Origin of the sequence: Paracnuella aquatica (assembly GCF_003332885.2) — a bacterium.
GTDB lineage: Bacteria > Bacteroidota > Bacteroidia > Chitinophagales > Chitinophagaceae > Flavisolibacter > Flavisolibacter aquaticus.
In genome coordinates, this window is the sequence record NZ_QOWJ01000013.1 from 74,820 (window position 1) to 101,016 (window position 26,197).

Annotated in this window: 22 protein-coding genes; 14 read left to right on the forward strand and 8 right to left on the reverse strand. The window is 50.1% G+C overall.

Annotated features, from left to right (window positions below):
• Window positions 1-11: 11 nt before the first annotated feature.
• The gene (locus tag DRJ53_RS16360) at window positions 12-1,403 is read left to right on the forward strand and encodes an efflux transporter outer membrane subunit (protein WP_114236738.1); all 1,392 of its coding nucleotides are present in this window, start codon (window positions 12-14) and stop codon (window positions 1,401-1,403) included.
• 188 nt (window positions 1,404-1,591) lie between these two features.
• Window positions 1,592-2,416, forward strand: coding sequence for a universal stress protein (locus DRJ53_RS16365; protein ID WP_114236739.1), 825 nt, complete (start codon window positions 1,592-1,594; stop codon window positions 2,414-2,416).
• An 86-nt stretch (window positions 2,417-2,502) separates the two neighbouring features.
• Here DRJ53_RS16365 and DRJ53_RS16370 read toward each other — a convergent pair whose 3' ends face one another.
• Window positions 2,503-3,351 carry a 3-keto-disaccharide hydrolase gene (locus DRJ53_RS16370; protein WP_114236740.1) on the reverse strand — a complete coding sequence of 283 codons (849 nt, stop codon included), beginning with the start codon at window positions 3,349-3,351 and terminating at the stop codon, window positions 2,503-2,505.
• Window positions 3,352-3,563: 212 nt separating this feature from the next.
• Between DRJ53_RS16370 and DRJ53_RS16375 the strand changes: the two genes are divergently transcribed.
• Window positions 3,564-6,026 (forward strand): DUF5686 and carboxypeptidase regulatory-like domain-containing protein, encoded by a 2,463-nt coding sequence (locus DRJ53_RS16375; protein WP_114236741.1) that lies wholly within the window; start codon window positions 3,564-3,566, stop codon window positions 6,024-6,026.
• Between the two features lie 63 nt (window positions 6,027-6,089).
• Window positions 6,090-7,739, forward strand: a complete 1,650-nt coding sequence (locus DRJ53_RS16380; protein WP_114236742.1) for a DNA polymerase/3'-5' exonuclease PolX — start codon at window positions 6,090-6,092, stop codon at window positions 7,737-7,739.
• Between the two features lie 327 nt (window positions 7,740-8,066).
• On the opposite strand, the gene DRJ53_RS16385 is transcribed toward DRJ53_RS16380, so the two are convergent.
• From DRJ53_RS16385 to DRJ53_RS16395, 3 genes are read right to left on the reverse strand one after another with little or no spacing between them, the layout of a single operon-like run.
• A complete protein-coding gene (locus DRJ53_RS16385; RefSeq protein ID WP_123893648.1) occupies window positions 8,067-11,837 on the reverse strand; it encodes a sensor histidine kinase in 3,771 nt (1,256 codons plus the stop codon).
• Window positions 11,834-12,604: a nucleoside triphosphate pyrophosphohydrolase gene (mazG, locus tag DRJ53_RS16390; protein WP_114236744.1), complete on the reverse strand. Its 771-nt coding sequence runs from the start codon at window positions 12,602-12,604 to the stop codon at window positions 11,834-11,836. Before mazG ends, DRJ53_RS16385 begins: the two co-directional genes overlap by 4 nt.
• Before the next feature lie 3 nt (window positions 12,605-12,607).
• Window positions 12,608-13,579 carry a DUF3667 domain-containing protein gene (locus DRJ53_RS16395; RefSeq protein WP_123893650.1) on the reverse strand — a complete coding sequence of 324 codons (972 nt, stop codon included), beginning with the start codon at window positions 13,577-13,579 and terminating at the stop codon, window positions 12,608-12,610.
• Between the two features lie 209 nt (window positions 13,580-13,788).
• On the opposite strand from DRJ53_RS16395, the gene DRJ53_RS16400 reads away from it, so the two are divergent.
• The 8 genes from DRJ53_RS16400 to DRJ53_RS16435 all read left to right on the forward strand — a co-directional run bounded on the left by DRJ53_RS16400 (window position 13,789) and on the right by DRJ53_RS16435 (window position 19,075).
• Entirely contained in the window at window positions 13,789-14,616 is an 828-nt protein-coding gene (locus tag DRJ53_RS16400; RefSeq protein ID WP_114236746.1) for an RHS repeat domain-containing protein, read from the forward strand.
• A gap of 424 nt (window positions 14,617-15,040) precedes the next feature.
• Entirely contained in the window at window positions 15,041-16,072 is a 1,032-nt protein-coding gene (locus DRJ53_RS16405; protein ID WP_114236747.1) for a PhoH family protein, read from the forward strand.
• Window positions 16,073-16,141: 69 nt separating this feature from the next.
• A complete protein-coding gene (locus DRJ53_RS16410) occupies window positions 16,142-16,570 on the forward strand; it encodes a hypothetical protein (RefSeq protein ID WP_114236748.1) in 429 nt (142 codons plus the stop codon).
• On the forward strand, window positions 16,570-16,926 hold the full coding sequence (crcB, locus tag DRJ53_RS16415; protein ID WP_114236749.1) for a fluoride efflux transporter CrcB: 357 nt from the start codon (window positions 16,570-16,572) through the stop codon (window positions 16,924-16,926). The genes DRJ53_RS16410 and crcB overlap by 1 nt, the downstream gene beginning before the upstream one ends.
• A complete protein-coding gene (locus tag DRJ53_RS16420; protein WP_114236750.1) occupies window positions 16,927-17,490 on the forward strand; it encodes an inorganic diphosphatase in 564 nt (187 codons plus the stop codon).
• 93 nt (window positions 17,491-17,583) lie between these two features.
• Window positions 17,584-17,991 carry a sulfite exporter TauE/SafE family protein gene (locus DRJ53_RS16425; protein ID WP_114236810.1) on the forward strand — a complete coding sequence of 136 codons (408 nt, stop codon included), beginning with the start codon at window positions 17,584-17,586 and terminating at the stop codon, window positions 17,989-17,991.
• Window positions 17,992-18,134: 143 nt separating this feature from the next.
• Complete coding sequence (locus DRJ53_RS16430; protein ID WP_241558586.1) at window positions 18,135-18,713, forward strand: RNA polymerase sigma factor; 579 nt, start codon at window positions 18,135-18,137, stop codon at window positions 18,711-18,713.
• Complete coding sequence (locus DRJ53_RS16435) at window positions 18,713-19,075, forward strand: anti-sigma factor (RefSeq protein WP_114236752.1); 363 nt, start codon at window positions 18,713-18,715, stop codon at window positions 19,073-19,075. Before DRJ53_RS16430 ends, DRJ53_RS16435 begins: the two co-directional genes overlap by 1 nt.
• A gap of 109 nt (window positions 19,076-19,184) precedes the next feature.
• Here DRJ53_RS16435 and DRJ53_RS16440 read toward each other — a convergent pair whose 3' ends face one another.
• Window positions 19,185-21,470, reverse strand: a complete 2,286-nt coding sequence (locus DRJ53_RS16440) for a TonB-dependent receptor (protein WP_114236753.1) — start codon at window positions 21,468-21,470, stop codon at window positions 19,185-19,187.
• A gap of 163 nt (window positions 21,471-21,633) precedes the next feature.
• On the opposite strand from DRJ53_RS16440, the gene DRJ53_RS16445 reads away from it, so the two are divergent.
• Together DRJ53_RS16445 and DRJ53_RS16450 are read left to right on the forward strand one after the other, a co-directional pair.
• Window positions 21,634-22,305 (forward strand): metal-dependent transcriptional regulator, encoded by a 672-nt coding sequence (locus DRJ53_RS16445; protein WP_114236754.1) that lies wholly within the window; start codon window positions 21,634-21,636, stop codon window positions 22,303-22,305.
• Between the two features lie 112 nt (window positions 22,306-22,417).
• Window positions 22,418-22,897: a hypothetical protein gene (locus DRJ53_RS16450; RefSeq protein ID WP_123893652.1), complete on the forward strand. Its 480-nt coding sequence runs from the start codon at window positions 22,418-22,420 to the stop codon at window positions 22,895-22,897.
• Between the two features lie 79 nt (window positions 22,898-22,976).
• Here the strand turns inward: DRJ53_RS16450 and accC are convergent, their stop codons facing one another.
• From accC to efp, 3 genes are all read right to left on the reverse strand, one after another.
• On the reverse strand, window positions 22,977-24,314 hold the full coding sequence (gene accC, locus DRJ53_RS16455; RefSeq protein WP_114236756.1) for an acetyl-CoA carboxylase biotin carboxylase subunit: 1,338 nt from the start codon (window positions 24,312-24,314) through the stop codon (window positions 22,977-22,979).
• A 299-nt stretch (window positions 24,315-24,613) separates the two neighbouring features.
• Complete coding sequence (gene accB / locus DRJ53_RS16460) at window positions 24,614-25,105, reverse strand: acetyl-CoA carboxylase biotin carboxyl carrier protein (protein ID WP_114236757.1); 492 nt, start codon at window positions 25,103-25,105, stop codon at window positions 24,614-24,616.
• A 363-nt stretch (window positions 25,106-25,468) separates the two neighbouring features.
• Complete coding sequence (gene efp / locus DRJ53_RS16465; RefSeq protein ID WP_114236758.1) at window positions 25,469-26,032, reverse strand: elongation factor P; 564 nt, start codon at window positions 26,030-26,032, stop codon at window positions 25,469-25,471.
• Window positions 26,033-26,197 lie beyond the last annotated feature (165 nt).

The following is a 26,197-nucleotide window of genomic DNA, read 5'->3' on the forward strand; positions in this document are numbered from 1 at the left end:
ATGATGCATACATGAACAAGAGATTTTTTAATTACATCACTATTTTTTCACTGGCGGTTGTGCTGCTGGCATCGTGCAAAGTGGTACGGCCATATGCAGCACCCAAGGTACAAACCGATGATCTTTTTCGGGGTGCCAACAGCACCGACACCAACAGCATTGCAGCATTTTCGTGGCAGCAGGTATTTACCGATACTACGTTGCAACGCCTCATCAACCAGGGCATCAACAACAACCTGAACCTGCAGATTGCCTATACCCGTGTGCAGCAGGCGCAGGCTTATTATTTGCAAAGCCGTGCGGCTTTTTTGCCAACATTGGCGGGCAATGCATCGGTGTCTGAGTCAAAGCTTTCGGAGGCGCAGGGCTTTGGCATCCGTACCAACGCCACGCAGTTTCAACTGGGCCTTTCATCGGCCTGGGAGGCCGACATCTGGGGCCGGCTGGCCAGCAGCCGCAGGGCAGCGCAGGCAAACTTGCTGCAATCGGAAGCGGCTGCACGGGTGGTGCAAACAGGCATTGTCAGCACCATTGCCAATTTGTATTACACACTGATGGCATTGGACGAACAATTACTCATCACGCAGCAAACGGTGCAAAACTGGGACACTACTGTAGCGGTGATGCGTGCCCTAAAAACAGCAGCCCGCGTAACCGAAGCGGCCGTGGTGCAAAGCGAGGCGCAGCGCTATGCTGCAGAAGTTACACTGCCCGATCTGAAACAACGCATCAGGGAAACCGAGCATGCGCTGAGCATTGTGTTGGGACAAGCACCGTCAGGCATTCCGCGCAATGACCTGGACGAACAACAGGTGGCCAATATGTTGCAAACCGGTGTGCCCGCACAGCTGCTGGCCTATCGCCCCGATGTGCAGCAGGCCGAGGCGGCCTACCGGAGCGCATTTGAATTTACCAATGTAGCCCGCACTGCATTTTACCCGGCACTTACCATTTCGGGCTCTGCAGGGCTTTCGAGCCTTGCGCTGTCCAACTTTTTAGACCCTGCATCGCTGGCGGCCAACCTTACTGCCGGACTCACCCAGCCTATTTTTAACCGACGCCTCAATCGTACCAATCTTATTGTTGCCCAAGCCGATCAGCAGGCAGCATTGCTGCAGTTTAGAAATACACTGCTCACTGCCGGGCAGGAAGTTTCGGATGCGCTGTCGCTGCACGAAACGGCTTTGGAAAAAATGAATGTGCGTACGCTGCAATTGTCGGCGCTGGAGCGGTCGGTGTCGTATTCCATTGAATTGCTGCGCAATGGTTTTGCTGATTACACCGAAGTGATCACGGCCCGCCAAAGTCTGCTGGCTGCACAATTGGGCCGCGTGAACGATCGCCTGCAGCAAATGCAGGCCATGGTCGATCTGTACCGTTCGCTGGGCGGCGGATGGCGTTAAGGTGGGAAAAGGCAAGCCGCAAGCTTCAAGCTGCAAGTGGAGTACTTGTAGCTTGAAGCTTTTTTTTACCCATAAAGTTGGATCAATACTCTCCTCACTCAGGCTGATGACAATCATCCCAAACGAACCTTACGATCAACCGGCGCAATGGCGTAAAAACGGACCTTAGCGGTACTAAATTACTTGTTATGAAAACCATCCTTGTGGCAACCGATTTTTCCGCAAATGCAACCAGCGCCCTTGAATATGCAGCGGCTCTTGCTGCAAAGATCAATACCCGGCTGGTTTTATTTCATGCATACCAACTGCCCCTGCATGCATCCAATACTTTGCTTACCCCGGCCGGCGTAGACGAGCTGGTGGCAACCAATAAAAAACGCCTGGATAAAATTGCGGCCAACACTGCCGAACTGTTTGGCATTGAAGCAGAAGGGCTTTCCCACACTGCACTGCTCACCGATATACTCGATGAAGTGGTAGCAGAAGTGAACGCCGGCCTGGTGGTGATGGGCATGCACATCAACGACTGGGGCGACGAGCTGTTCGGCAACACCACTACTTCGGTGATCCGCACTGCTGCATACCCCGTGCTGGTGGTGCCCGAAGGTGCAAAATATAACAGCATTGGCAAGATCATGTACGCGTACGACAACAGTTGCTTGTCGAGCAGGAACAGCCTGATGTTGCTGAAAGAAGTGGCCAGTAAATTTGGCGCCAGCGTAGAAATATTTCACGTGGATAAAGTGCAGCAGGAAGCTGCCGCAGCCGACCCAAAAGTAGAAGCAGCGCTGGAAAATGTAGCGCACCATTATAAAAGCGTAGCCACTCCCGGCGTGGTGGAAGGCATTGTAAAAGAGGTGGAAACCTTCGGCGCCGATATGCTGGCCGTTGTGCCCGGCAAAAACAATTTCTGGCGGCGAATGGTGCACCAAAGCACTACCCGTGCACTGGCACTGCGGGTGCAGATACCGCTGCTGGTATTGCCTAACGACCCGGTGGTTAGTGCCAATTAATTAGAGCTAAATAAAAGGGGCAACAACCGACGTTTTACTCAGTCGGTTGTTGCCCCTTTTTCTATGTAAAAATGTAGTAAATAACTTTACTCTTCCGATCGGTTGCCCGGCAGCGCTTTGATTTGAATGTTGCGAAAATCAATGGGCTGTCCTTCGCTTTGCAGCGCAATAAATCCCGATTTCAGCGGCTTACCCGGTTGCCACAAAGCCTTATCATAACCATCCACCACGCCGCCACCCATGGTGGGTTTGCTGTATTGCAACACCGTATCGCCATTGATGATGTGCCGGATTAGCGAATCGCCGAGCACAATCAGTTCGGCTTGCACCCATTCGTCCTTATTATAAGTCTTCGAAGTGGAATTAAGGCAGTGCCCATTGTATTGTTTTCCCTTGTACACAATCTCGGTTCCCGGCGAGCACATATTGCCTGTTGGTCGTGGCTTGCCATCACCCAGTCCTGCATAAAACTGCATTTCTACCGATATGGGCCAGTTCTGTTCTTTAAGCATGGTGCGGGGATCCTGCGAATGATACATCACACCGCTGTTAAGAATGGTGTACGATGGTGCGCCTTTTTGCAACTCGCCGGTAAAGCGGTACTCCAGTTTTAGGTGATAATGCGAATAAGGTTGATTGTAATACAGGTGTGCAAACTGGTCGTTGAAATCGCCGTATTGATCGTAGCGCACTTTGATCATGCCATCTTCCGCACGGAATGTATTACCAAAGTTGACACCCGTTTCGTGGTGATGAATCTTTACCGTCCAGTCGTTGATGTCTTTTCCGTTAAACAGTGGCACCCAGCCGGCTGCGCTATTGGTTGTTGCGGCAGCCACAGGCGTGGTGGCGCTTTTTTGTGCCGGGTTACAGGCAGCCATCACGGCGGCAATAGCGCAGGAAAAAAGCAGAGGCTTGGCAGTAAAACGTTTCATATGCAACGGTGGTTTGTGGGTGCCGTTAAAGATATTGATGCAGGTGCTTTTGCCAAGATATTTTTTACCACAACTATTATAGCGGCCCGAACGCATAACCCCTCATCAATCGATGGAGCCAGCTTTCAGCCGCTGTTAAAGAAATAAGAAAAGGAATTTGCGGCGGCAGCCCGGAGCATGAAATACGGTAATTTTCAAAATCTCCCCTGCTTATGTTGCGAACGCTGCTGCTTTTCATGCTCTTGTTCCAGTGTGCTTTGGCCGCTGCGCAGCAGTATAAAATTTTTGGCAAAATCACCAACAACAAACTCGAGCCGTTGGCATTGGTCAGCGTGCAGGTAAAAAACAGCAGGCTCGGTACGCTTTCATCAACAGATGGCGCTTATGCATTGGAGGTTGACGCAGGCAAATACGAACTGGTGTACACCATAGTTGGCTATGCGCCGCAAACCATTGAACTGGTGGTGCAACGCAATACAGAACAAAATGTGATCCTTACCGAAGACACCAAAAGCCTTTCGGAAGTGGTGGTAAAAGGCCGCGCCAAAGACCGGGCAGAAGAGATCATCCGGCAGGTGATCCAGCACAAAGATGAAATGATGGCCGCCATCGGCCAGTACTCGTGCAACATGTACATTAAAGCCGTGCAGCAAGACTCATCTACACCAAAGGTCAAGAAAGGAAAAGCGCGGATTGACACAACGCATATTTCAGCGGAAGCTGCAGCCATGTCCCGCATGGCGATGGCCGAAGTGTTGCTGCGCCTCGACCACGGCGGCGAGCAGCACATTAAAGAGGAACGGCAGGGTGTAAAAAAATGGGGCAATACGGCGGGATTGTTTTACCTGTCGGCAACAGAAGGCAACTTTAATTTTTACAACAACTTGGTTAAAATTCCTTCGTTGTCGCAAACGCCTTTTTTATCGCCAATCAGTTACAGCGGGCTGGTGGCTTACCGCTACAAGACGGTGCGGATTCAACAAGCTGGCAAACATAAAATATTCACCATTTCGGTTAGGCCTACCCGCATGAGCAATGCTACCGTTGAAGGCGAACTCGATGTTTCGGACAGTGCATGGGCAGTGCTGCATACCCGTTTCAAACTGCCGGCTTACCATGTGCCGGAGTATGATTTTTTTGAAGTGGAACAGCACTACGTGCCGATTGCCGGCAAGGCTTTTATGCTCGACCGGCAGCAGTTTACCTACTACGCAAAAGGCGGCAAAAGCAAGCTTTCCGGCCAGACCACGGTGCGGTATTCGAACTACGAATTGAACCGCGTTTTTGGCAAAAAACATTTTGGCAATGAAATCAGCGCAACGGCATTGGAAGCCTACGAAAAAGACAGCAGCTTTTGGCACCAGGTGCGCACCGAGCCGCTAACGCCCACCGAATTGCGTTTTATCCGGTATAAAGACAGCGTGTACCGCGCCACCCACACCAAACAATACCTCGACTCGATTGACAGGAAACTGAACCGTGTGACATTCAAAAAAATCCTTTTTTCAGGACAAACTTTTTTTAACCGCGAAAAGGAACGCACCTGGAACCTGCCGCCGCTGGTTTCACTCATTCAACCATTCAGCTTTGGCGGACTGCGCATACTCCCTTCCGTTAGCTATTCGAAAGTTTACCCATCGCGGAAAAACCTGAACGTGTATGCCAACCTGAGTTATGGGGTACGCAACAAAGACCTGAACGGAAACATTCGTTTTACCCGGATGTACAATCCTTTTAACCGGGGTTATTACCGCATTGGTGTGGGCCGCGATTTCCATTACATCTTCGCCGGCGATGCCTGGATCAACATGCTCAAGCGCAGCAACATTTACCTGAATAATTACCTCAGCGCCCGGCACGGGCTGGAGTTGGCCAACGGCCTTTTCCTGCATGCCGATGCAGAAATTGCATTGCGCCGATCGGTCAGTAATTACAAAACTGTTGCACTTCTTGACAGTACGTTGGGCGATATACTTGAAGACAATAAAGCAATTGCATTTGAGCCATACAATGCGCTGTATGGAACGCTGATTTTGCAATACACTCCGGGCCAGCGCTACATCCGGGAGCCCCGCGAAAAAGTAATTCTTGGTTCCAAGTGGCCTACGTTTTACACAAGTTGGCGCAAAGGCATTCCCAATGTTTTTTCCAGCAAGGTTGATTTTGATTTCCTCGAGTTTGGCATGGAGCAGGAAATAGGACTGGGGCTTGTCGGCAACTCGCGGTACAAGGTGAAGAGCGGCACTTTCCTGAATAAAAATAAATTGGAACTGGTGGACTACCAGTTTCAGCGCCGTGGTGACCCGCTGCTGTTCTTGAATCCCGACGAAGCATTCCAGGCGCTGGATTCTACGTTCCCGGTGTTCAAACGCACCTACCAGGCGCACTATGTTCACGAGTTCAACGGCTTTTTTATCAACCGCATTCCACTGCTCAAAAACCTGCGCCTGCGCGAAGTGGCCGGTGGCGGCTTCCTTGTTGCGCCGGAACGCAACCTGCGTTACGTGGAAGCGTTCACCGGCATTGAGCGGGTGTTCAAATGGCCATTTAATGCAGGTTCGAAATTCAAGTTGGGCGTGTACGTGGTGGGTTCGGCCGCAAACAAATTTCAAAACCCGTTGCAGTTTAAAATTGGTGTTACCAGTTGGGATGCGCTGCGCAACCGGTGGTTTTAGTGAAGCAACGGATTCCGGCTTTTGCTCCATTTTACCTGCATTTGCACTGCTATCTTTGCCGCTATGGACAACTACGCCCTTGCCGACCAGTTTTCGTTACTGGCAAAATTGATGGACATCCATGGCGCCAATTCGTTTAAATCGAAAAGCTACGCCAGCGCTGCATTTGCCATTGAAAAACTGACCGTGCCGCTGGCCGGAATGGCGCCGCAAAAAATTGCCGGCATCAAAGGCATTGGCGACAGCGTTGCACAAAAAATTGTGGAGTTGTTGCAAACCGGCGAACTGCAGGTGCTGCAGGAACTGGTTGCACAAACACCGGAAGGCGTGCTCCAAATGATGGATGTAAAAGGACTGGGGCCAAAAAAGATCAATACCATTTGGAAGGACCTGCACATTTCATCCATTGAAGAACTGGAACAAGCCTGCGCCGAAAACCGCATTGCAACAACCAAAGGATTTGGTGCAAAAACGCAGGAAAAAATTCTTGACTCCATCCGTTTTACACAGGAAAGCCGCGGCAAATTTTTCTATGCCCAACTCGATGCGTTTGCGCTTTCATTTACACAAAAACTACAGCAGGCTTTTCCCGATCATCAACTGGAACTAACCGGTGAATTCAGGCGGCACCTGGAAGTTATCTCCAAACTGGAATGGGTAACCACAGTGCCGCAAACCGAGTTGCAACAACACCTGCAACGCACTAGCCTCGATATTGTTTCGGCAAACGACGCTACGCTGCAAGCCGCCACCGACCAGGGTTTTCCGATGTTCTTTTATTTTGCGGCATCGGACCATTTCGGCACAGTGCTTTTTGAAAAAAGCTGCAGCACCGAATTTTTGGACGCCTGGAAAGCAACGTATTCGCTGTCCAATGCTGCAACCGAACAAGATCTGTTTGAAGCAAGCCAAAAGGCATTTATCGCACCGTTTTTACGTGAAAATAAAGAGCAGGCAACAGGCCCGGTCCCGGCTGCGGAAAGTCTGGTGCAGGTAGCCGATATCAAAGGACTGATTCATGCGCACAGCAACTGGAGCGATGGCGCCCATCCATTGGAAGACATGGCTGCGTCGTTGAAAGATCTGGGCTTTGAATACCTTGTTATTTCCGACCATTCGAAGGCTGCGTTTTATGCCAATGGCTTGTCTGAAGAACGCATTATAGCGCAGCACAAATTGATCGACGACCTGAACCGCCAACTGGCGCCTTTTAAAGTTTTCAAAAGCATTGAATGCGATATCCTGGGCGATGGCACCATGGATTATAGTAACGATGTGCTGGCTTCGTTCGACCTGGTGATTGCATCGATACACAGCAACCTGGATATGGATGAAGACAAAGCCATGCAGCGGTTGTTGGGTGCCATCAACAACCCGCATGTGCGGATGATGGGGCACCTTTCGGGTCGCCGGTTGTTGCGCCGGCCGGCCTACCCGGTCAACTACCCAGCCATCATCGATGCATGCGCCGCAAATGGCGTGGCCATTGAAGTAAACGCCCACCCGGAACGGCTCGATATTGACTGGCGTTGGATTGATGCGGCGTTGCAAAAAGGCGTGCAGCTATCCATTAACCCCGATGCACATACGAAGGATGATTTTGCCAACCTGAAATATGGTGTGCTGGCTGCGCAAAAAGGCGGGCTTACTGCTGCGCAAAATATCAGTTCTTTTGGGCTGCAGGAATTTGAGGCGTGGCTGCGGAGGAAATGAGGGCAGTTTGGAGTTGGGAGTTCGGTGTTGACAGTTGGTAGTTGGTAGGAAATCGTGTTAGGTGAGACTGAGGCGATTTGTGCTAAACGTCATTGCGAGGCGCAGCAGGCATAATTAAGTCGGCGACAACTTGTGCACCGAAGCAATCCCCTTGTACAATGTATTGATACGATTCTGTTTTTGGGTTTAGCATAACGTGTAGATGGAGATTGCTTCGGCGCAATAAACACTAACATGACAAGACACTTGCTGCGCCTCGCAATGACGGCAAATGTTGGCAAAGCAATATCGACTATCAACTACCAACTATTAACTGCCAACTGCCAACTACTCCTCCGTTCCCACAGGCAATGCCACGAAAAACGTAGTACCCACGCCTTCTTCAGTCTGGAACCAGATTCGGCCGCCGGCCTGTTCTACAATGCCTTTACACATGGCCAGGCCCAGCCCGGTACCGGAAGATTTGGTGGTAAAATTGGGCGTAAAAATCTTTTGCTGCATATCGGCGGCAATGCCTTCACCGTTGTCCCTTACCTGCACTTCAATGCCCTCATCGGTGCGTACTTCCACCAGTTCCACTAGGCAAATATCGGCGCTGCCACAGGCTTCCACGGCATTGGTCAGCAGGTTGGTAAACAGGCGGTTGATATGGGTTTTATCAGCACTGATCCAAACCGGGCCAGCCACTGGTTGCCACTGCAATTCCACCTTTGGATTCGATTCAAACAAATGCGTCAATCCATCCAGCACGTCGTGCAAATCAAACAATTCCACCTGCGCATGGCCAATGTTGGCAAACCTCGAAAAGTCGGCAGCAATTTTTGACAGGTGATCGATCTGCTCCACCAGCGTATTTGCCACGCGGGTAGTAAGATCCTGCACATTTGGATGCCCTGCAGATATTGCTTTTTGCAAATACTGGATGCTCAGTTTCATCGGCGTCAGCGGGTTCTTAATCTCGTGGGCCACCTGCCGCGCCATTTCACGCCACGCACCTTCCCGTTCGCTGCGGGCCAACGCTTCGGCCGAGGCTTCCAATTGGTGCACCATTTTATTGTACTGCGTTACCAGTTCACCAATTTCATCCTTGCGGTTCCATTCAATTTCTTCATTGGTTTTGCCCAGCGTAATGGCTTTCATTTTTTCACCAATTACGGAGAACGACCGCGAAATACGGTTGGTGATGAACAGCGCAATGACACCGGCAATTAAAAAGATAAATGCATTGAGGTTGATGATGGTGACGAGGAAGTTGGAAATCTCCCTTTTGAGATCAAGCTGCGAGCCGAAATAAGGAATATTGAGATAGCCTTGTACCACGCCAAACCTGGGCTCCTGCACTGCGGTGTACAGGCTCAGGTAATTGAGGGTGCCAATGGTTTCGCGTTGGGTGTACTGCACCTGCCGCATCCGGCTCATATGGTAGTAAGCCATCGGGTCGATTTTTTCGGACAGTAGCCCCTGGCTGTAGATCAAACCAATGGAGGTAAAGCGCAGCCTGCCCTGCACATCAAATAGGTTTACATTCAGCGAGTGCACCTGCGCCAAATCATCCACGATCCGGCTCAGGATGGCGTTGCGTACCGTATCGTTGCCATTTAAAATACTATCCAGCGGCGCCACACCTTTCAGGCGACGGTCAATTTCATCGCGAATAACAACCGATGTGCGGCTGACACGCTCTTCGTTTTCGCGGTTGTATCGTTCCACAAAAAAAGTAATGGTAGCTACGCCAATAATGAGGAACGAAAGCAGGCTGATGAAGATAATGGTGCCATGCACCTGCGCCCTGATGCTGACTTCCGAAAACAGGTTGACCACCCGCCAGCCATAAATGGCCCGCAGCAAAATGGCTATGAGTTGCAACACGGCAACCATCAACAAAAACGAACAAAACAGGTACGAGAACAACGTAATGCTTTCCAGCCAAGTGTCGCGTTTTTTTGCAATGACCACCATCTTGGTAGTACTTGCCTTATACCACAATTCGTTGTATGGCCCGTTTTGCCGGTACTCTACGTTGCGCACCGGTTTATCGGCTGCTGTGACCGATGTTTTGAACGAATAAATATTAGACGACTGCCGCAAAATGCCACGATTGTACACCGCATATGAATACAGCGGCGAACCTTCGATATCCTGCCGGTTTTTATTGCTGAATAACTCCGGCAAAAAGTTATCGCTAACGTAGCGCTTGGGAATACTGAGGATAAAAAAAGTGCCCAGCAACCCGGCCGAATCCCGCACTTCGCGTTTGGCTAAATACACTACCTGCTCATATTCAGGCTCGTAATAATTCAGGTTGGGAATAGAAGTAGCCTTACTGCGCAGCGTGTAGATATTTTCCAGTTCATCATAGGTGCGGCCATCTTCGTTGTACAACGGATTTTTTGCCGAATCAAACGCATACAACTGTGTTTTATAAGCCTGCCGGTAAGTGGGGTGAAAGTTATCAATGGCAATACTGTCGCGCAGGTGGCTATTTACCCTCGGCACCATAAAGCGGTGATAATTGCGGGTAAAAAAGCGTTCGTCCATGTACGTTAGCGCAAGGCTTACGGTTCGCTCTTGTGTGGGATCGGTGCGGTTATCGAGGCGTTGGGCAAAGGCCTCCATGTGTGCCCATTGCTTTTCTTTATTTTCTTGTAATATAATTGCAGCCAGCGATGCAGAGAAAATAAAGATCCAGAACAGAACACCGGCCAGCGTTACTTTGAAATGATTGATAAACGACTGCTGCCGGCTGAAGAAAAAAGTAAACAGGAGCAGCCAGCCAAGCACCGGGATATGAAAAGACACCGGTGTTTGTCCCGGCAGCAGCGTAAGCCAAACGAGGCCAACAAGCGCCAACGAGAAATAAATAAGATAATTATGCGGTGCGAATGCAGGCATGATAAACCGGAACAGCACCCGTGAAAAAAAGTAGTAGCCCAGCGACAGCATCGCCAACACCACAAAGCCCACCACTGTGTACCGCGACAGGGAGAAAAAGTCCGTCACCTGGAAAGAGATTTGTGAGTCGGCAACCAGCGAACGCACCACGTTGGCCACTTCAAACGTAGCCAGCACCAGCAGCATCAGGGCCGCAGCGCCCACTACATACCGGCGCCAGCCCCGCAGGTAAGGCGGCATTTCTTTATTGGCACCAGTATGCAGCCATGCAAAAATGGAGAGCCAGCAAAAAAAGGTCACGTTGATAAACAGGTCGCCCAGCGATGGATTGAGTGCGCTGGATGCATAAATGCCCGGCCCGAATAAACTGTATTGGTTGAAATTAAAAACACCCGGGAACTGGTAAAAAATAAGCCGGGCTACCAGAAGGCTACCTGACAATAGAGCAACACCCTGAAGCGCTCCACGCCGCCTGGCAATACTACCCGCCACCAGGTGGAGGTACACCAGCAACAGCACCAGGCTGCCCAGGCGCAGGCAAAAAGTAATGCCGTCGGTTTCGGCCTCTGGCGTAAATGCTTTGCGGGTAAGGTAAAAAAGTGTTTGACCGCCTTTGGTCTTTACCGGGAACTCCGTAGGCTCCGGCGCCACTTCAAACTTGGTGTGTGTTTCTTTGTCGTGTGCAAAATGGTTGACGAGGTAATCGGATTGTACATTGTATTTGTACTGCACCAGTATCAGCGCATAGGCCTGTACCTTGTATGCCAGCCCCGGAAGCTCCAGTCTTTTTTTCTGCACCAGGTAATGCCCGTTGGCAAGCCGGTACATTCCGGTGCTTTCCACCATCGCCAGGTTGGGCGATGCAGGCATAACATCCTGCGTATTCCAAAACAACAACTCCTGCCCCGACGGAACATCGGCGTAGAAAAAAACGGCAAAGGGCAAGCGCTGCAGGCGCTCCATGTCTTTTTGCGTTTCGGCCTTTTGCGCCAGCCGGCGCACTAGCGGCGTGTCGGCCAATAGGCGGCCAAATGCCACCTGCTGTCGCTCCAGGTAGTGCTCCAGCTTTTTCTGTTCCAGGTTGGCAGGCGGCTTGCTCCGGAAATAAGTGCCGGAAATAAATGAAAGCACAAACAGCAGCAGCGCTGCCCAAAGCAGGTAGCGTTTAGGCGTGGTGGCCATAAAAGGCTGGTGGGCGGGGGTCAATCTTTTTGGTGTTTGATCTCGTTCCAGATGGCATCCATTTCTCCGAGGGTCAGTTCCGCCAGTTGTTTGCCCTTGCTTGCGGCATGGGCTTCCATGCGGGTAAACCGGTGGATGAATTTTTTATTGGTGACTTCGAGGGCATTTTCGGCGTCCACTTGCAAAAACCGTGCAAAGTTGACCAGCGAAAAAAGCAGGTCGCCGTACTCTTCTTCAATCTTTTTCGGGTCCGCGTCGGCGATGGCTTCGTGCAGTTCGCCTTCTTCTTCTTTTACTTTTTCCCACACCTGCTCTTTTGTTTCCCACTCAAAACCCACCTGTTTTGCTTTTTCCTGCAGGCGCATAGCTTTGATGAGTGCAGGCAAACCCTTGGGCACACCGGCCAGCACTGATTTTTTCCCTTCTTTTAACTTGATCTGCTCCCAGTTGCGTTTTACATCTTCCGCATCGGTTACCTGCACATCGCCATAAATATGCGGATGGCGTGCAATCAATTTTTCGCAAATGCCATTGATCACATCATCGAGGGTAAACTGACCCTGCTCCGCACCAATTTTGCTGTAAAAAAGCAGGTGCAACATCAGGTCGCCCAGTTCTTCTTTAATGCCCTGCCAGTCTGTTTCGGTGATGGCATCGGTCAGTTCGTAAGTTTCCTCCAGCGTCATTTGCCGCAGGGTGTGTATGGTTTGCTTGCGGTCCCACGGACAACCCTCCCGCAGTTCATTCATAATCTGTACCAGCCGCTCAAAAGTTCCGCTTTGTGTGTGCATAGGTTAAATTGTAAATGCCGAATAAATAATGAATGCCAATGCCAGCAGCGACACCACAATGGTGGCCAAAAAATTAAGCACCACGTATTTCGCCACGGTGCGGCCCCAGCCCTGCCCATAAAAACGCTTCATGGCAAACAGCAGGTGCACCGGCCAGGCCAGTGACAGCAGTGTGAACAACCAGGAAAAAATCCGCCAGCCCGATTTTTCTTCCAGCCCGTTTACACCAAACATTATAAGGAGCAAAATAAAGCTGAACACATAGTGATACAGCGTAAACACCGCGTGGTCGAAATAAAACAGGGATTTGTTGCGGCGGTAAAGCAGTTTTAAAATGCCTGCAAAAAATGGCAGCGACAAGAATAAAAGGTAAGGAAACAGGTGCAGTAGTTTATCCACGAAATTTTGCACCATAGCTTCGGTATCGCCACCAAACTGCTGTTTGTAACGTTTCCAGCGGCCGTCCAAACCTTTGTTGAACGAAACAGAATCGGCACCGGAGCCAATGCGGATGATGGAGCTGTCTTTGCGGGCTGCAAATACTTTTCCATCCATTTCCCATTTAATTGGGTAGATCGAATCGTAAGGAACAAAACCACTCGTCATATCGGTTACTACGATGTAGCTGGAGTCCATCAACACACGCAGGGGCTGCAGGCCAGTATCGGCCAGGGTGGTGCCCTGCGCCAGGTATTTACTGGCATAATCAAAACGCTCCACTTTAGATAATTCATTTTGCCCGGTAAAATTTCCAAGGTTGCCGGGTTTGGCAAAAGCAAAAAACAAAAGAAAGAATACCGCCGATGTAAAAATGTACATCCGGATGGGATCGAGATAACTCATGCGCCTGCCCCGCATATATTCGGCAGGCACAAAACCCGGCCGAAACAGCAAGTAGCGCAGGGTATCGAAAAACTTTCCATCGAAATGAAAAATGTCGAAAATAAAATGCTGCACCAGTGCAAAAAAGGGCATGTGGCTGGGCACGTTTTCTTGCCCGCAGCGCTGGCAATAGCGGCCGGCTACGGTGGTTCCACAATTCAGGCAGTTTTTTTCGGTGCGTTCGGGATGGTGCGACACTTGAGAATTCTTTTGTTAAAAATAAAGCCATTTACCACACTTAACAGGAAGCCTTCAATATAGCGGCTGCTATTGGTTAAATTTGCCATCGAAATTTTTACCGGATGAAAGCGTTGCTTTTTGTTACAGGCATTTTAATGGGCACTTTGGCGCAAGGCCAATATTATTACAAAGATGTGGTGGGCACTGCCGAATCTGCTACCATGTTCCGCTCATATACACAGGGGAAAGTGGCCCGCGTGGTGCTTTCATCTTTTGATGCCGACAACACCCGCAACGAAGACCTGGTAGCCGAGCAGCAATTTGATGCAGGCAGCGGCACGCTCAAAACCATTACCCGTTCGGGCATGGATGGCAATGCCACGCTGGTGTCCTATTCCGATGCATCGGGCCGGGTGGTAAAAACAGTGGACAGCAGCGACAACAGCATCAGCACCACTACGTACCAATATGCGGCAGATGGCAAGTTGCTCAATGTATTGTCGGTGTCAACTGATAAGGCCGGCACTTTTTCGGTGCAGGAAGAGCACCAGTGGCAGTGGGATGGCAACCGCATTACCGGCATGCTGCGAATCCGCAATAAAAAGGACACCACCGTAGTCACATTCAAACACGATGAACAGGGAAATATTATTGAAGAACATGCAGAGCGCAATGGCGTAAAACAGGAACCTGTTTATTATTATTACAACGACAAATCGCAACTTACCGACATTGTTCGTTTTAACAACAAGGCCAAACGCTTGTTGCCAGAGTATATGTTTGAATACAACGATGCCGGGCAGGTTATTCAGCGCATTACTTTTCCTACCAATAATTCGGAGTACACCATCTGGCGTTACCAGTACAACGACAAAGGCCTGCGCACCAAAGAAGCCATTTACAACAAGCAAAAACAACTGACGGGTAAAGTGGAGTACAGTTACCAGTAAAGACCTTTGCTATTTGCCTGAAGTAAATAAAATATGGCGCTGACAACTTTCCATTTGTTGTCAGCGCCATATTGTCCTGCGTTTTATTTAATAAAAAACAAAGCGAAGATTTGTAGTTACTCTTTTCTATCTACCGAAAATTGCAAGCCTCCAAACAGGCACTAAAGACGATGTAAACTTTCCATTAAGGCCGGTTATCCACAGGCCCTATTACTTTATGAACATATTGGCTAAAGCCGGGCTTCAAGCGGCTTGCAGCCCTTTTTCGGGCATAATTTTTAATACACATACTGTGTACAAATTATTTATTATTTGTTCCCAACAACAAACTAACTTACTGCAACAGGTTCGTCGAAAACCAACCCGATAGCAGGAGTACCCACCCGGGCTTAAGCCGGAATTTAGAACATTAAACCCTTGTGCATTGAGAGACACAATCATTAACCTGGAAACCGTTAACCCTATAGAGTTCTTTGGCGTAAATAATGGCAAGCTGGATATTTTGAAAAAGAAATTTCCCCTGCTCAAAATTCTTTCCCGCGGCACCCAAATCAAATTGAGCGGTGCGCCGGAGCAGGTGGAAGGCGCCAAAGAAAAAATAGACCTCATTGTTCAATACCTCGAACGGAACGGTCACATGAGCGAAAATTATTTTGAACAAATCCTGGGCGGCGATGATGCCGAAACCGTTGACAACTTTGTGGAGCGCCACCCTGCCGACGTGCTGGTATTTGGTCCGAACGGAAAAACGGTACGTGCCCGCACTGCCAACCAAAAGCGGCTGGTAACGGCCTCCGAAAAAAACGACGTGGTATTTGCCATCGGGCCGGCCGGTACGGGTAAAACCTACACCGCAGTGGCCATGGCCGTACGGGCCCTGAAAAACAAGGTGGTCAAAAAGATCATCCTCACCCGCCCCGCGGTGGAAGCCGGCGAAAGCCTTGGCTTTTTGCCGGGCGACCTGAAGGAAAAGATCGATCCATACCTGCGGCCGTTGTACGATGCGCTGGACGACATGATCCCTGCCGATAAACTGGGATATTACATGAGCACCCGCACCATCGAAATTGCGCCGCTGGCTTATATGCGTGGCCGTACGCTGGACAACTGTTTCATTATTTTGGACGAAGCGCAGAACGCCACCGACCTGCAGCTGAAGATGTTTTTAACCCGTATTGGCGCAAACGCCAAGGCCATCATCACCGGCGATCTGACGCAAGTGGATCTGCCGCGCAACCAGCGCAGTGGTTTGGCCAAGGCAAGCCGCATTTTACGCAACATCGACGGCATTGGTTACATTGAGCTCGACGAAGAAGACGTGGTACGCCACCGCCTGGTAAAAGCCATTCTGAAGGCTTACGACAAGGAAGGCCAGCGCGAATCGGAAATTGAAGAACAGGAAAAGGCAGAACGCCGCCAGTACTTTCGCAAGGACCGCGACGGTGACCACCGGTAATCAGCATTAATTCAGCTTTCGCCAATTATTGATTGGCGGAGACAGCAACTATTCATTTTCTTTGCAGGAATGAAAAGCATCACAAAGGGCTTTTTGTTCCTGCTTTTTTTTGCGGCCTGCAACAGTGCCCCAGATCGCAGCGACACAACCCAGACATCCGAAAACGAAGTAGACGCCGCCCGCAATTTTATTCGCCTGGCACTTGACGGCCGCTGGCGTGATGCCCGTGAGCTGGTGGTAGCCGATACGCTGAACTCGGGATACCTCGATATTGCGGAGCAAAACTATACCCAACGCCTCGACCTGGCCACCCGCAACGGTTACCGCGGCGCGTCCATCATTATTCATTCGGTAAACGAAGTGTCGGACAGCGTAAGCGTGGTGCACTATTCCAACTCGTACAAAAAACAGGAAGACTCGGTGAAAGTAGTGCGCAGCGGCGACCGCTGGCTGGTGGATCTGAAGTATTCCTTTCCGGCCACCAAAGCGGTTAATTAATGAAACCCTGGTTACTGGTGGCGGCAGGTGGCGCAGCGGGCAGTATGTTGCGCTACGCGGTACAACGGCTACTGCCGGCCTATTCATTTCCTTACAATACCTTTGCCGTTAATCTGGCGGGCTGCCTGCTTATTGGCATCCTGTGGGGTTTGCTGCTTAAAGGCAGCATAGGCAACGACGGCCGCCTGTTGCTGATGACGGGGCTTTGCGGTGGATTTACCACTTTTTCGGCCTTTAGCCTCGAAAGCCTGCAACTGCTGCAGCAGGGGCGCATGGTACAGTTCTTTTTTTACGTGGTGCTGAGCGTGGCCCTGGGCCTGCTGGCAACACTTATCGGTTATAAACTTTTACACTAAATGGAAATCATCAACAAATCCACTACCGTACTTCACCCCTGGCATGGCGCCAACCATGGCGACCGGGCACCCCAGATCGTAACCGCGTTGATCGAAATTTCGCAGGGATCGCGTACCAAGTATGAGATTGACAAAGAAACAGGACTGTTGAAACTGGACCGCGTTATTTATTCTTCTTTTCACTACCCTGCCAACTATGGGTTTATACCCCAAACCCTTGGCCTGGATGGCGACCCGCTCGATATCATGATTATGTGCTCGCAGAGCATTCAGCCGCTGTGCCTGGTGGAAGCCAAAGTAATTGGCAACATGCAAATGATTGACAACGGCGAGGAAGATGACAAGATCATTGCCGTGGCCCTGCACGATCCTTCCGTAAACCACATCAACAGCATTGACGAACTGCCCCGCCATTTCTTCAACGAGCTGAAACACTTTTTTGAAGAATACAAGGTGCTTGAAAATAAGGAAGTGCGCATCGACAACTTCCTGAGCCGCGAAGAAGCGTACGAAGTGGTGAACAGTGCCGTTGACCTGTATAAAGAAAAATTCGGGTCGCATTAAAACCACACCAGAAAGTTCGGGGTTGCATTGCCCCGGACTTTTTGTTTACCAAGCACCGCCTGCACCATGCCATTGAACACGAACAGTAACAAAATGAATGCAGAATTGATCCTTCTCCTGGCGCTGATTGGCTTGGCAGCCGGCATGCTTAGCGGGCTTATTGGCGTGGGTGGCGGTATTATTCTGGTGCCGGCGCTGGTGTACTTTCTGAATTACTCGCAACACCAGGCACAAGGCACATCGTTGGGTGTGCTTACCTTTCCGGTGGTGATCATTGCGTTTTTAAATTATTACCGCGATGGTAAAACATCGGGGCACCCGGTGGATATAAAAGTGATCCTGCTGCTGGCCGCAGGCTTTGTGGTGGGCGGTTTTTTTGGCAGTAAAATAGCGTTTAAAATAGACCAGGAGTTATTGAAAAAAATATTTGCAGTGATTCTTTTGTACACTGCATTTACCATGTTGAAATGGGACAAGGCGATTATTAATTTGTTCCGCTAATCATAGTTTATTTTTCTTTTTTATTAAAACAAAATTGCATGCATTTGTTACCAATGCATGTTGCATCTTTTTTTATCATTATTACTTTTTTGCTTGTGCATTTTTATCATCGTTGCATCTAAGCATGTAAACCAGCCCTGCCGGTGAAGCGTACACCTTATCCCGATATGACCGATGCACAACTGCTCGACCGCTTTTATGAAAGTGGCGACCAGTACTGGCTGGGCATACTGCTGGACCGATACACGTTGCTGCTGTTGGGTGTGTGTATGAAGTATTTGAAAAATGCAGAAGAGGCCCGCGATTGTGTGCAACAGATTTTTTTAAAAGTACTCACCGAAGCAGGCAAATACCGTGTTGATTATTTTAAGTCGTGGCTGTACATGGTAGCCAAAAACGAATGCCTGATGCGGCTGCGCAGCAAGCAGGGTAAACAACACAAAGAGCTGGACGAATCGTTCAGTGCCATGCCGCACGAAGGTGAACCAACCGACTGGCTGGCGCAGGAAAAAACACTGAAGCTGCTTGAAGAATCCATCAACGAATTGGCGGCGGAGCAGCGCACTGCCGTATCTTTATTTTACCTGCAAAAAAAGAGTTACCAGCAGATCAGCGAGGCCACAGGCTACACTACCTTGCAGGTGAAAAGTTATATTCAAAACGGTAAACGCAACCTGCGGCTGATGCTGGAACGTAAACTGAAAAAAGACCGAACCTCCTGATGCCGGATAACCTGAAAGACATATGGAACCATTTGCCCGAGGGTGTTAGCGAGGAAACGCTGATGCGGTACCTGCAGGGGCAGCTTTCGGCCGAGCAACAACACGAGGTGGAAAAGCAGTTGCAGCAATCCGATTTTGAAGCCGATGCAGTGGAAGGCCTGCAGCAACTCGACGATACCGGGCAGCTTCAGTCGATGGTGTACCAGCTGCAGCAAGACCTGAAAAAACGCACCGCGAAAAAGAATGCACTCCGCGAAAAACTGCGCATCAAAGAGCAACCCGTTTTGTGGATCTCCATTCTATTGCTGCTGCTTTTGGTGGTCATCAGTTACCTGATCATCCACCGGCTGAACCAGGGATAAAATTCAAAATTCAAAAGTAAAAATTCAAAAAGGGTTCATGCTGGTATCGAAATAAAATTCAACACCACCAACACTTTATTTTGACTTTTGCCTTTTGAATTTTTACTTTCTACTTCACCACATACCGCACACCAATAAACGCCCTGATGCCTTGGTTGGGTGCATACACGTAGGATGGATCAAACGTAAGCCCGTAGGGATTTTCGGCATTGCGCTGCACGGCGCCATCAGCATTATATGTTACCCGTTTATCAAAAGGATCGTTGGCCCGCGCAATCAAAAACGGAAGGTTGCGTGATGGTGTCCAGTTCAATAAATTTTTTACACCGCCAAACATTTCCCACCGCTCCGAAAACCATTTGGTTACCTGTATGTTTTGCAGGCTCCACACGGGGCTGTACGCCGGCCTTGGGTCCGCCGGGCCAGCCAGCGGCAACCGCATTTTGCCATACACATTACCGGTATAATCGAAGGTGAGGCCAGCTTTGGGAACAGTATAGGTTAGCGTCCAGGTACCGCTCCATCGTTCGGCCAGCACGGGCCATGTTTTGTGCAACTTGTCGGCCGCATCTCGTTCCAGTCGGGCAATATCCTGCACCGTTACACCAACCATTCCTTTCAGCCGCTGGTGCAGGTTGATGTTGACATTTGCCGACACGCCCCTGCTGATGGCATGGCCGGGCAGGTTGGCATAGATGATCTTGTTCGGGTCGGTATCATAATCGGGCAGGATCTGGTTGCGGAAATACGAATACCAGGCCGAAACCTCCATGTCGGCGGCTTTGGAACCGGTACGCAGCGGAAAGGCATAATTCAGGTTGATGTTCATGCTTTGCTCGGGCCGCAGCGCTTCCCTTATTTCCACCGTGCGGGCACCGGTAAGCGCCGCATGTTCTTCAGTAAATAAATTAACCACCCTGAAACCGGTGCCGCCATTTAACCGCAACACCGACCGGTCGGTGGTGTTCCATTTTATTGCAAAACGCGGTGTAAAAATGGATCCGTGCACCGGGTGCCGGTCATAGCGCAAACCCAACAACAAGGACTGTCTATCGTTGCGGCTCCATTCATTTTGTACAAAAATTCCAGGCAGCAAATATTGGTCGGGGCGGTTGCCTTTGGTTGTCGTGTCGTAAGTAGCAGTTGAATTGTCGTCGTAATAATTATAGCGTGTGGCCAGGCCTGCCAAAAAGCTGTGATTTTTGCCCAAGGTTTTGTTCCAAATAAGTTGCCCAAACAAAATCCGCTGGTCGCCATTGTACGGCGTAACACCATAAAACGATCGTTGCTGGTGACCGGTTGCCGAAACCTGCAACAATATTTTTTCGGTTGTGGGTAACTGGTAGTTGCCAATCAGTTCCCACCGGTTTGTTTTAATTGCTTCGCCATAAACGCTGTCGCTGCCGGCAAATTTTGGTTGCCATTCCATTTGCCCGCCCCAGCGGTCTTCAAAAAAGTAGCGTGCTGCCAGCGATGCCGTTCTTTGCCCTTTTCTTGCAAAGCTCCACTTATTGAACAGCGAAAAGCGGTGCTGCAACGCCACATCGGTAAAGCCGTCGCCGTTGGCATCCTGCGGGTTGGCATAGCGGTAATAATGCGCACCCAGTATAGCGGTTTGTTTGCCTGCGGCAAACCGAACGCCCAGGTCGGCATTGTGCTCAGCCCAGGAGGTGGTCATCAATTGCCCGCTGAACCGTGGCGCTTTTTCCGGCGTTTTGGTAATGATGTTGATGAGGCCGCCCACCGCCTCCGAACCATACAAACCCGAGGCGGGCCCTTTCACCACTTCCACCCGTTCGATCAGTTGCGTGGGAATGCCAAACAAACCATACACCGTGGAAAGCGCACTTACGATGGGCATGCCGTCGATGGTGACCATGGTGTACGGTCCCTCGAGGCCATTGATATGGATATCGCCAGTGTTGCAGATGCTGCAATTTATTTGCGGCCGCACCCCGTTTACCTGCTGCATGCTTTCGAATATGGAGGGAACCGGATTTTTTTTAAAAAACTGCGGGTGGTACACCTCCACCGCAACCGGGCTGTTGAGGCGGGTTGACAACTTCATTGTGCCGGTAACCACCACGGCGTCGAGTGTGGAGCCTTCGGTTTCGAGTTCAATATTTACCTGTTTTGTTTCTCCGGTATCTACCCTAACTTGTTGCTGAAAAGGAGCAAAGCCCACAGAGCTAACCAAGAGTTGGTGGCGGCCCGGGCTCACTTCCATTGAAAAATTCCCGGCGGTATCGGAAAGCGCCTGGTGTGCCCCCCAGCGTATAGTGGCGCCCACCACGGCACGGCTGCTGTTACGCACCACGCCTTCAATACGGGCCGGTTGCGCCAACAACTGCAACGACCCCAACAGGAGCAGCAAAAAGATCTGGCTTCGTTTCATATACACACAAAAATAGCTGCATCAAATGGCATTCCAACCGAACTTTATTTGGCACACCAAATAAAATTTCAAAAGGCAACTAAACACCTATATCCCGGGCGTTCCGTTTTACTAAAATGGGGCGTTGCGACGACATGAAAACAAAGCGCCTTACTTTTAGGGCATGGTTCATTTTGCCAACTACTCGGAAGAAAACTACCTGAAGGCTTTGTATAAACTGGAGCTGCGCCAGGTAAAAAAAATAACCAACAGCGCCGTGGCCAAAGCCCTGGACCTGAACCCGGCAACGGTGCTGGAGATGATGCGTAAAATGGAACAGAAAAAACTGGTAGAGCTGCTGCCCGATAAATCGATAAAGCTGACCGAAAAGGGTAGCAAAAAAGCACTGCGCACCATCAGGCGGCACCGGTTGTGGGAGGTGTTTTTGGTAAAAAAACTGGGCTTTACCTGGAACGAAGTGCACGACCTTGCCGAGCAACTGGAGCACATCGATTCGGACGAACTGGTGAACCGGCTCGATGAATACCTGGGTTTTCCGCCGTTCGATCCGCATGGCGATCCAATCCCCGACAAGTTGGGCAAAATAAAAAAGCAGGTGGCGGTGCCCCTCACCTCCTGCCAGCAAGGCCCCACTTACCAGGTGCAGCATTTTGCCGAAACCAGCGATGCATTTTTACAATACCTGGGACAGGTGCAGATAGCGCCGGGCAGCAAAATTAAAATAGTGGGTATCAATGCCTATGATCAATCGTACAGCTTGCAGCTGGGGCGGCGCAGTGTGCAGGTAAGCGAAAAGGCAGCAGCCAACATATTGGTACAGCCAGCTGATCATTGAGAAAAATAGAGCGATAAAATGGTGTAAAAGGGGCTTTGTTAACATTTAGTTTGCGACGGCGCATTTAACCCCGGCATTATTTTTCCTTCCAATATCCTAAATGATCAACACCATGAAAAAGTTCATTACCCTTTTGATGACAGCAATGGCCATATCCGGCGCCTTTGCACAATCGGCCGATACGCGGGAAGCCCGCCGCATTTTGTCGGGTGGCAGTTCGCGCAGCTACCCAACCAACGACGGTCGCGTGTACGATAACCGCGGCAATTACCCAACAAACCGGTCGGGCAGCGTTGATGGCATTAACCGGGAATACGACGAAAAAATCCGCTCGATCCGCAACAACCGGAACCTGAGCAACGCCGAGAAGGACCGGATCATCCGCGACCTGGAAAGCCAGCGCCAACGCCGCCTGCAGGAAGTGAGGGGTGACAATAATCGCCGGTATGATGACCGCCGCAACAACAACCGCCGCTACGACCGCAACGACAAGCAGTACGCAAAAAAGCATAAAAATAAAGGGCCCAAGGGCAATAACGGCAAGCACCTGGGATGGCAGAAAGGCAAAGGAAACCCGCACCGTTATGATTAATGCGTTCCATAATTTGACCGAAGTATAAAAAAACCGGCTTATTGTTACAAGCCGGTTTTTTTATTTATTTCCAATTTGCTTATTTCATTTTAAAAGTCTCGAGGAACTTAGTATTGAAATCACCTGAACGGAACCGTTCGTCCTGCATTAGTTGTAGATGAAACGGAATGGTTGTTTTAACGCCTTCAATCACGTATTCGCTCAGCGCCCGGTACATGGTATCGATGGCTTCCTCACGGGTACGGGCAACCGTAATGAGTTTACCGATCATGCTGTCGTAATACGGAGGAATAACATAACCGGCATACACGTGGCTGTCCACCCGCACCCCATGGCCACCAGGCTGGTGCAATACGGTGATTTTTCCGGGGGATGGACGGAAATCGTTGTATGGATCTTCGGCATTGATGCGGCATTCGATGGCATGGAGTTGCGGCTCATAGTCGCGGCCCGAAATGGCTTCACCCATGGCGATCTTGATCTGTTCTTTGATTAGGTCGTAATTGATCACTTCTTCGGTTACGCAATGCTCTACCTGGATCCGGGTGTTCATTTCCATGAAGTAGAAGTTGCGGTGCTTATCCACCAGGAACTCAACAGTGCCCACGCTTTCGTAGTTGATGGCCTGTGCAGCTTTTTTAGCCGCATCGCCCATTCTTTTGCGTAGGTCGGGCGTCATAAACGGCGATGGCGATTCTTCCACCAGCTTTTGATGGCGGCGCTGAATGGAGCAATCCCGTTCGCTGAGGTGGCACACGGTGCCGTAGCGGTCGCCGGCCACCTGGATTTCGATGTGGCGTGGCTCCTCGATGAACTTTTCCATATAGATGCCGTCGTTTTTAAACGCGGCACCGGCTTCGGCTTTAGCGGTGTTGTAGGCACGCTCCATTTCACCATCGCTCCACACTACCCGCATGCCCTTGCCACCGCCACCGGCAGTAGCTTTCAGGATCACGGGATAACCCATTTCCTTAGCCAGAAAGCGGGCTTCGTCGAGGCTTTGCAGCAGGCCCTGGCTGCCCGGGATAATGGGAACGCCGGCAGCGATCATGGTTTCTTTTGCCGTCATTTTATCCCCCATCTTGGTGATCATTTCGGGGGTAGGCCCAATAAACTTGATGCCGTGGTCGGCGCAGATCTGGGCAAATTTTGCATTCTCCGCCAGGAAGCCATAACCTGGGTGAATGGCATCGGCGTTGGTGATTTCCACCGCAGCCATCAGGTGCGGGATATTGAGGTACGACTCAGAACTTTGGTGTTTGCCAATACATACGGCCTCGTCGGCAAAGCGCACATGCAGGCTGTCGCGGTCGGCAGTGGAGTAAACAGCAACCGTTTTAATACCCATCTCGCGGCAGGTACGAATTACCCGGAGTGCAATCTCACCGCGGTTGGCTATAAGAACTTTTTTGAACATGAAACAAATTTGAAAATTTGAAAATGTGACCTTGCGCATCCGGACTGCCGGCTTACCGCTCTCATTTCATTAGTACTGCAAACATAAACACCCGAAGAGCCCAAGGGTGTATGTGGCATGCAGTGTTTGCACAAGGCCCGGAACTTATTTTCGCTTCAACTAATACATCAAAAATTTCGGGCCGATGACCCGATGTAACAGGCAGCAAGCTTTAGGAGCCTTGCAGCAATTTGTTTTGCAAAAAACCGGAACAAATGCAAAAATGGCCCTTTTCTATCTGGGGCCATTCTTTTTTGCTTTTATGCCGGTTCCACCAAAAACAGGGGCTGGTCGTATTCTACCGGAGAGGAATCTTCCACTAGTATCTTCACGATCTTGCCAGAAATTTCGCTTTCAATTTCATTGAACAATTTCATTGCCTCGATGATGCACACCACTTTGCCGGTCGACACTTCATCGCCTACTTCTACAAAGTTGGATTTATCGGGTGACGGGCGACGGTAAAACGTGCCGATCATGGGGCTTTTGATGGTCAGCAGGTTGGATGCTGTTTCGGCCGGTGCAGCGGCTCCGGATGCAGCAGGTGCTGCAATGGCTTGCTGTGCAGGCGCCTGTGGCAAAGCTGCCGGCTGGTATGCGGCTGCAGCCTGGGGCATGGTGGCCATTACCTGCGTAATGTGTTCTTCGCGGTTCTTGATCGATATTTTAAAATCTTTCTGCTCAATACTTACTTCACCTAAGTTGGTTTCGCTGACCAGTCTGATCAACTCCTGTATTTGCTTGAAATCCATCTGTTTCAATTTTGTTATTTTTTGTTAAACAGGGCGGCTAAGATACAAAGAACGGCAAAACCACCTTGTAAAAGATTTATGTTTTAGATGTGTATAGTGTCGACAAAGAAAGCAATCTTTTTATTTGTTGCAACTGACTTTGCTAAGCGGCAACGTGTTACGCGGCTGCACATTTTTTTACTATAAAAAGAATGCCGCAAAGGCGCAGCCACTACCACTGTAAATGTGCGCTCAACACATGCAAAGAAGTTTACGTGTATGCATCGTGGGAAAAACTAAGGCCTCCCGTGAAGAAGGCCTTATTGATATATTGCGCAACATGTGCATCGAACCGATTGCCTGTTGTTGTAGAAATTGACAGGCTTATTTTACCCGCTCTACGTATTCACCCGACTTGGTGTTTACGCGGATCATTTCGCCTTCGTTTACAAACAGGGGTACCATTACGGTAGCGCCGGTTTCTACGGTGGCTGGCTTCAGGGTGCGGGTAGCGGTATCGCCACGCAGGCCGGGTTCGCTGTAAGTTACCAGCAGTACAATTTTATCGGGCAGCTCCACGCTCATGGGGCTTTCGGTTTCGGTATTAAACAATACAGAAACTTCCTGGCCGTCTTTCAGGAACTGTGGTGCGTCGATCAGTTCTTCGGCAATGGCCACCTGTTCAAAGGTTTCATTGTCCATAAAGTTGTAACCGGTATCGTCTTTATACAAATACTGATAGTCTTTGCGCTCCACACGAACAGGGTAAATGTTATCGCCGCTGTTCCAGGTTTTTTCGATGCTGCGTTTGTTATCAACGCCGGCCAGCTTTGCCCACACTTTAGCGGCGGCACGTGCCGTTTTGTTTTCGCCAAACTCGATCACCTTGTACAGGCTTCCGTCCAGCTTGATGATCAAACCACGGCTGATGTCTGCTGTTGTTGCCATAAAATAAATACGATTTAAAAATGATGGGTTTTGCCCATTGGGCGGGCAAAGCTAATGCAAATGTGCAAAAACCGGCGCAGGAAAATAGCAGGCGCCAATACTTTTGGGCCTGCGGCCTGCCCATGCAGCGTAACAACAGCCCTCACCCGCAATTGCTTACTTTCG

Coding starts and splice junctions, on each gene's coding strand:
- DRJ53_RS16360 (WP_114236738.1), top strand. CDS start 12: ATGAACAAGAGATTTTTTAATTACATCACTATTTTTTCACTGGCGGTT.
- DRJ53_RS16365 (WP_114236739.1), top strand. CDS start 1,592: ATGAAAACCATCCTTGTGGCAACCGATTTTTCCGCAAATGCAACCAGC.
- DRJ53_RS16370 (WP_114236740.1), bottom strand. CDS start 3,351: ATGAAACGTTTTACTGCCAAGCCTCTGCTTTTTTCCTGCGCTATTGCC.
- DRJ53_RS16375 (WP_114236741.1), top strand. CDS start 3,564: ATGTTGCGAACGCTGCTGCTTTTCATGCTCTTGTTCCAGTGTGCTTTG.
- DRJ53_RS16380 (WP_114236742.1), top strand. CDS start 6,090: ATGGACAACTACGCCCTTGCCGACCAGTTTTCGTTACTGGCAAAATTG.
- mazG (WP_114236744.1), bottom strand. CDS start 12,604: ATGCACACACAAAGCGGAACTTTTGAGCGGCTGGTACAGATTATGAAT.
- DRJ53_RS16395 (WP_123893650.1), bottom strand. CDS start 13,579: ATGCCCTTTTTTGCACTGGTGCAGCATTTTATTTTCGACATTTTTCAT.
- DRJ53_RS16400 (WP_114236746.1), top strand. CDS start 13,789: ATGAAAGCGTTGCTTTTTGTTACAGGCATTTTAATGGGCACTTTGGCG.
- DRJ53_RS16410 (WP_114236748.1), top strand. CDS start 16,142: ATGAAAAGCATCACAAAGGGCTTTTTGTTCCTGCTTTTTTTTGCGGCC.
- crcB (WP_114236749.1), top strand. CDS start 16,570: ATGAAACCCTGGTTACTGGTGGCGGCAGGTGGCGCAGCGGGCAGTATG.
- DRJ53_RS16420 (WP_114236750.1), top strand. CDS start 16,927: ATGGAAATCATCAACAAATCCACTACCGTACTTCACCCCTGGCATGGC.
- DRJ53_RS16425 (WP_114236810.1), top strand. CDS start 17,584: ATGAATGCAGAATTGATCCTTCTCCTGGCGCTGATTGGCTTGGCAGCC.
- DRJ53_RS16435 (WP_114236752.1), top strand. CDS start 18,713: ATGCCGGATAACCTGAAAGACATATGGAACCATTTGCCCGAGGGTGTT.
- DRJ53_RS16440 (WP_114236753.1), bottom strand. CDS start 21,470: ATGAAACGAAGCCAGATCTTTTTGCTGCTCCTGTTGGGGTCGTTGCAG.
- DRJ53_RS16445 (WP_114236754.1), top strand. CDS start 21,634: ATGGTTCATTTTGCCAACTACTCGGAAGAAAACTACCTGAAGGCTTTG.
- DRJ53_RS16450 (WP_123893652.1), top strand. CDS start 22,418: ATGAAAAAGTTCATTACCCTTTTGATGACAGCAATGGCCATATCCGGC.
- accC (WP_114236756.1), bottom strand. CDS start 24,314: ATGTTCAAAAAAGTTCTTATAGCCAACCGCGGTGAGATTGCACTCCGG.
- accB (WP_114236757.1), bottom strand. CDS start 25,105: ATGGATTTCAAGCAAATACAGGAGTTGATCAGACTGGTCAGCGAAACC.
- efp (WP_114236758.1), bottom strand. CDS start 26,032: ATGGCAACAACAGCAGACATCAGCCGTGGTTTGATCATCAAGCTGGAC.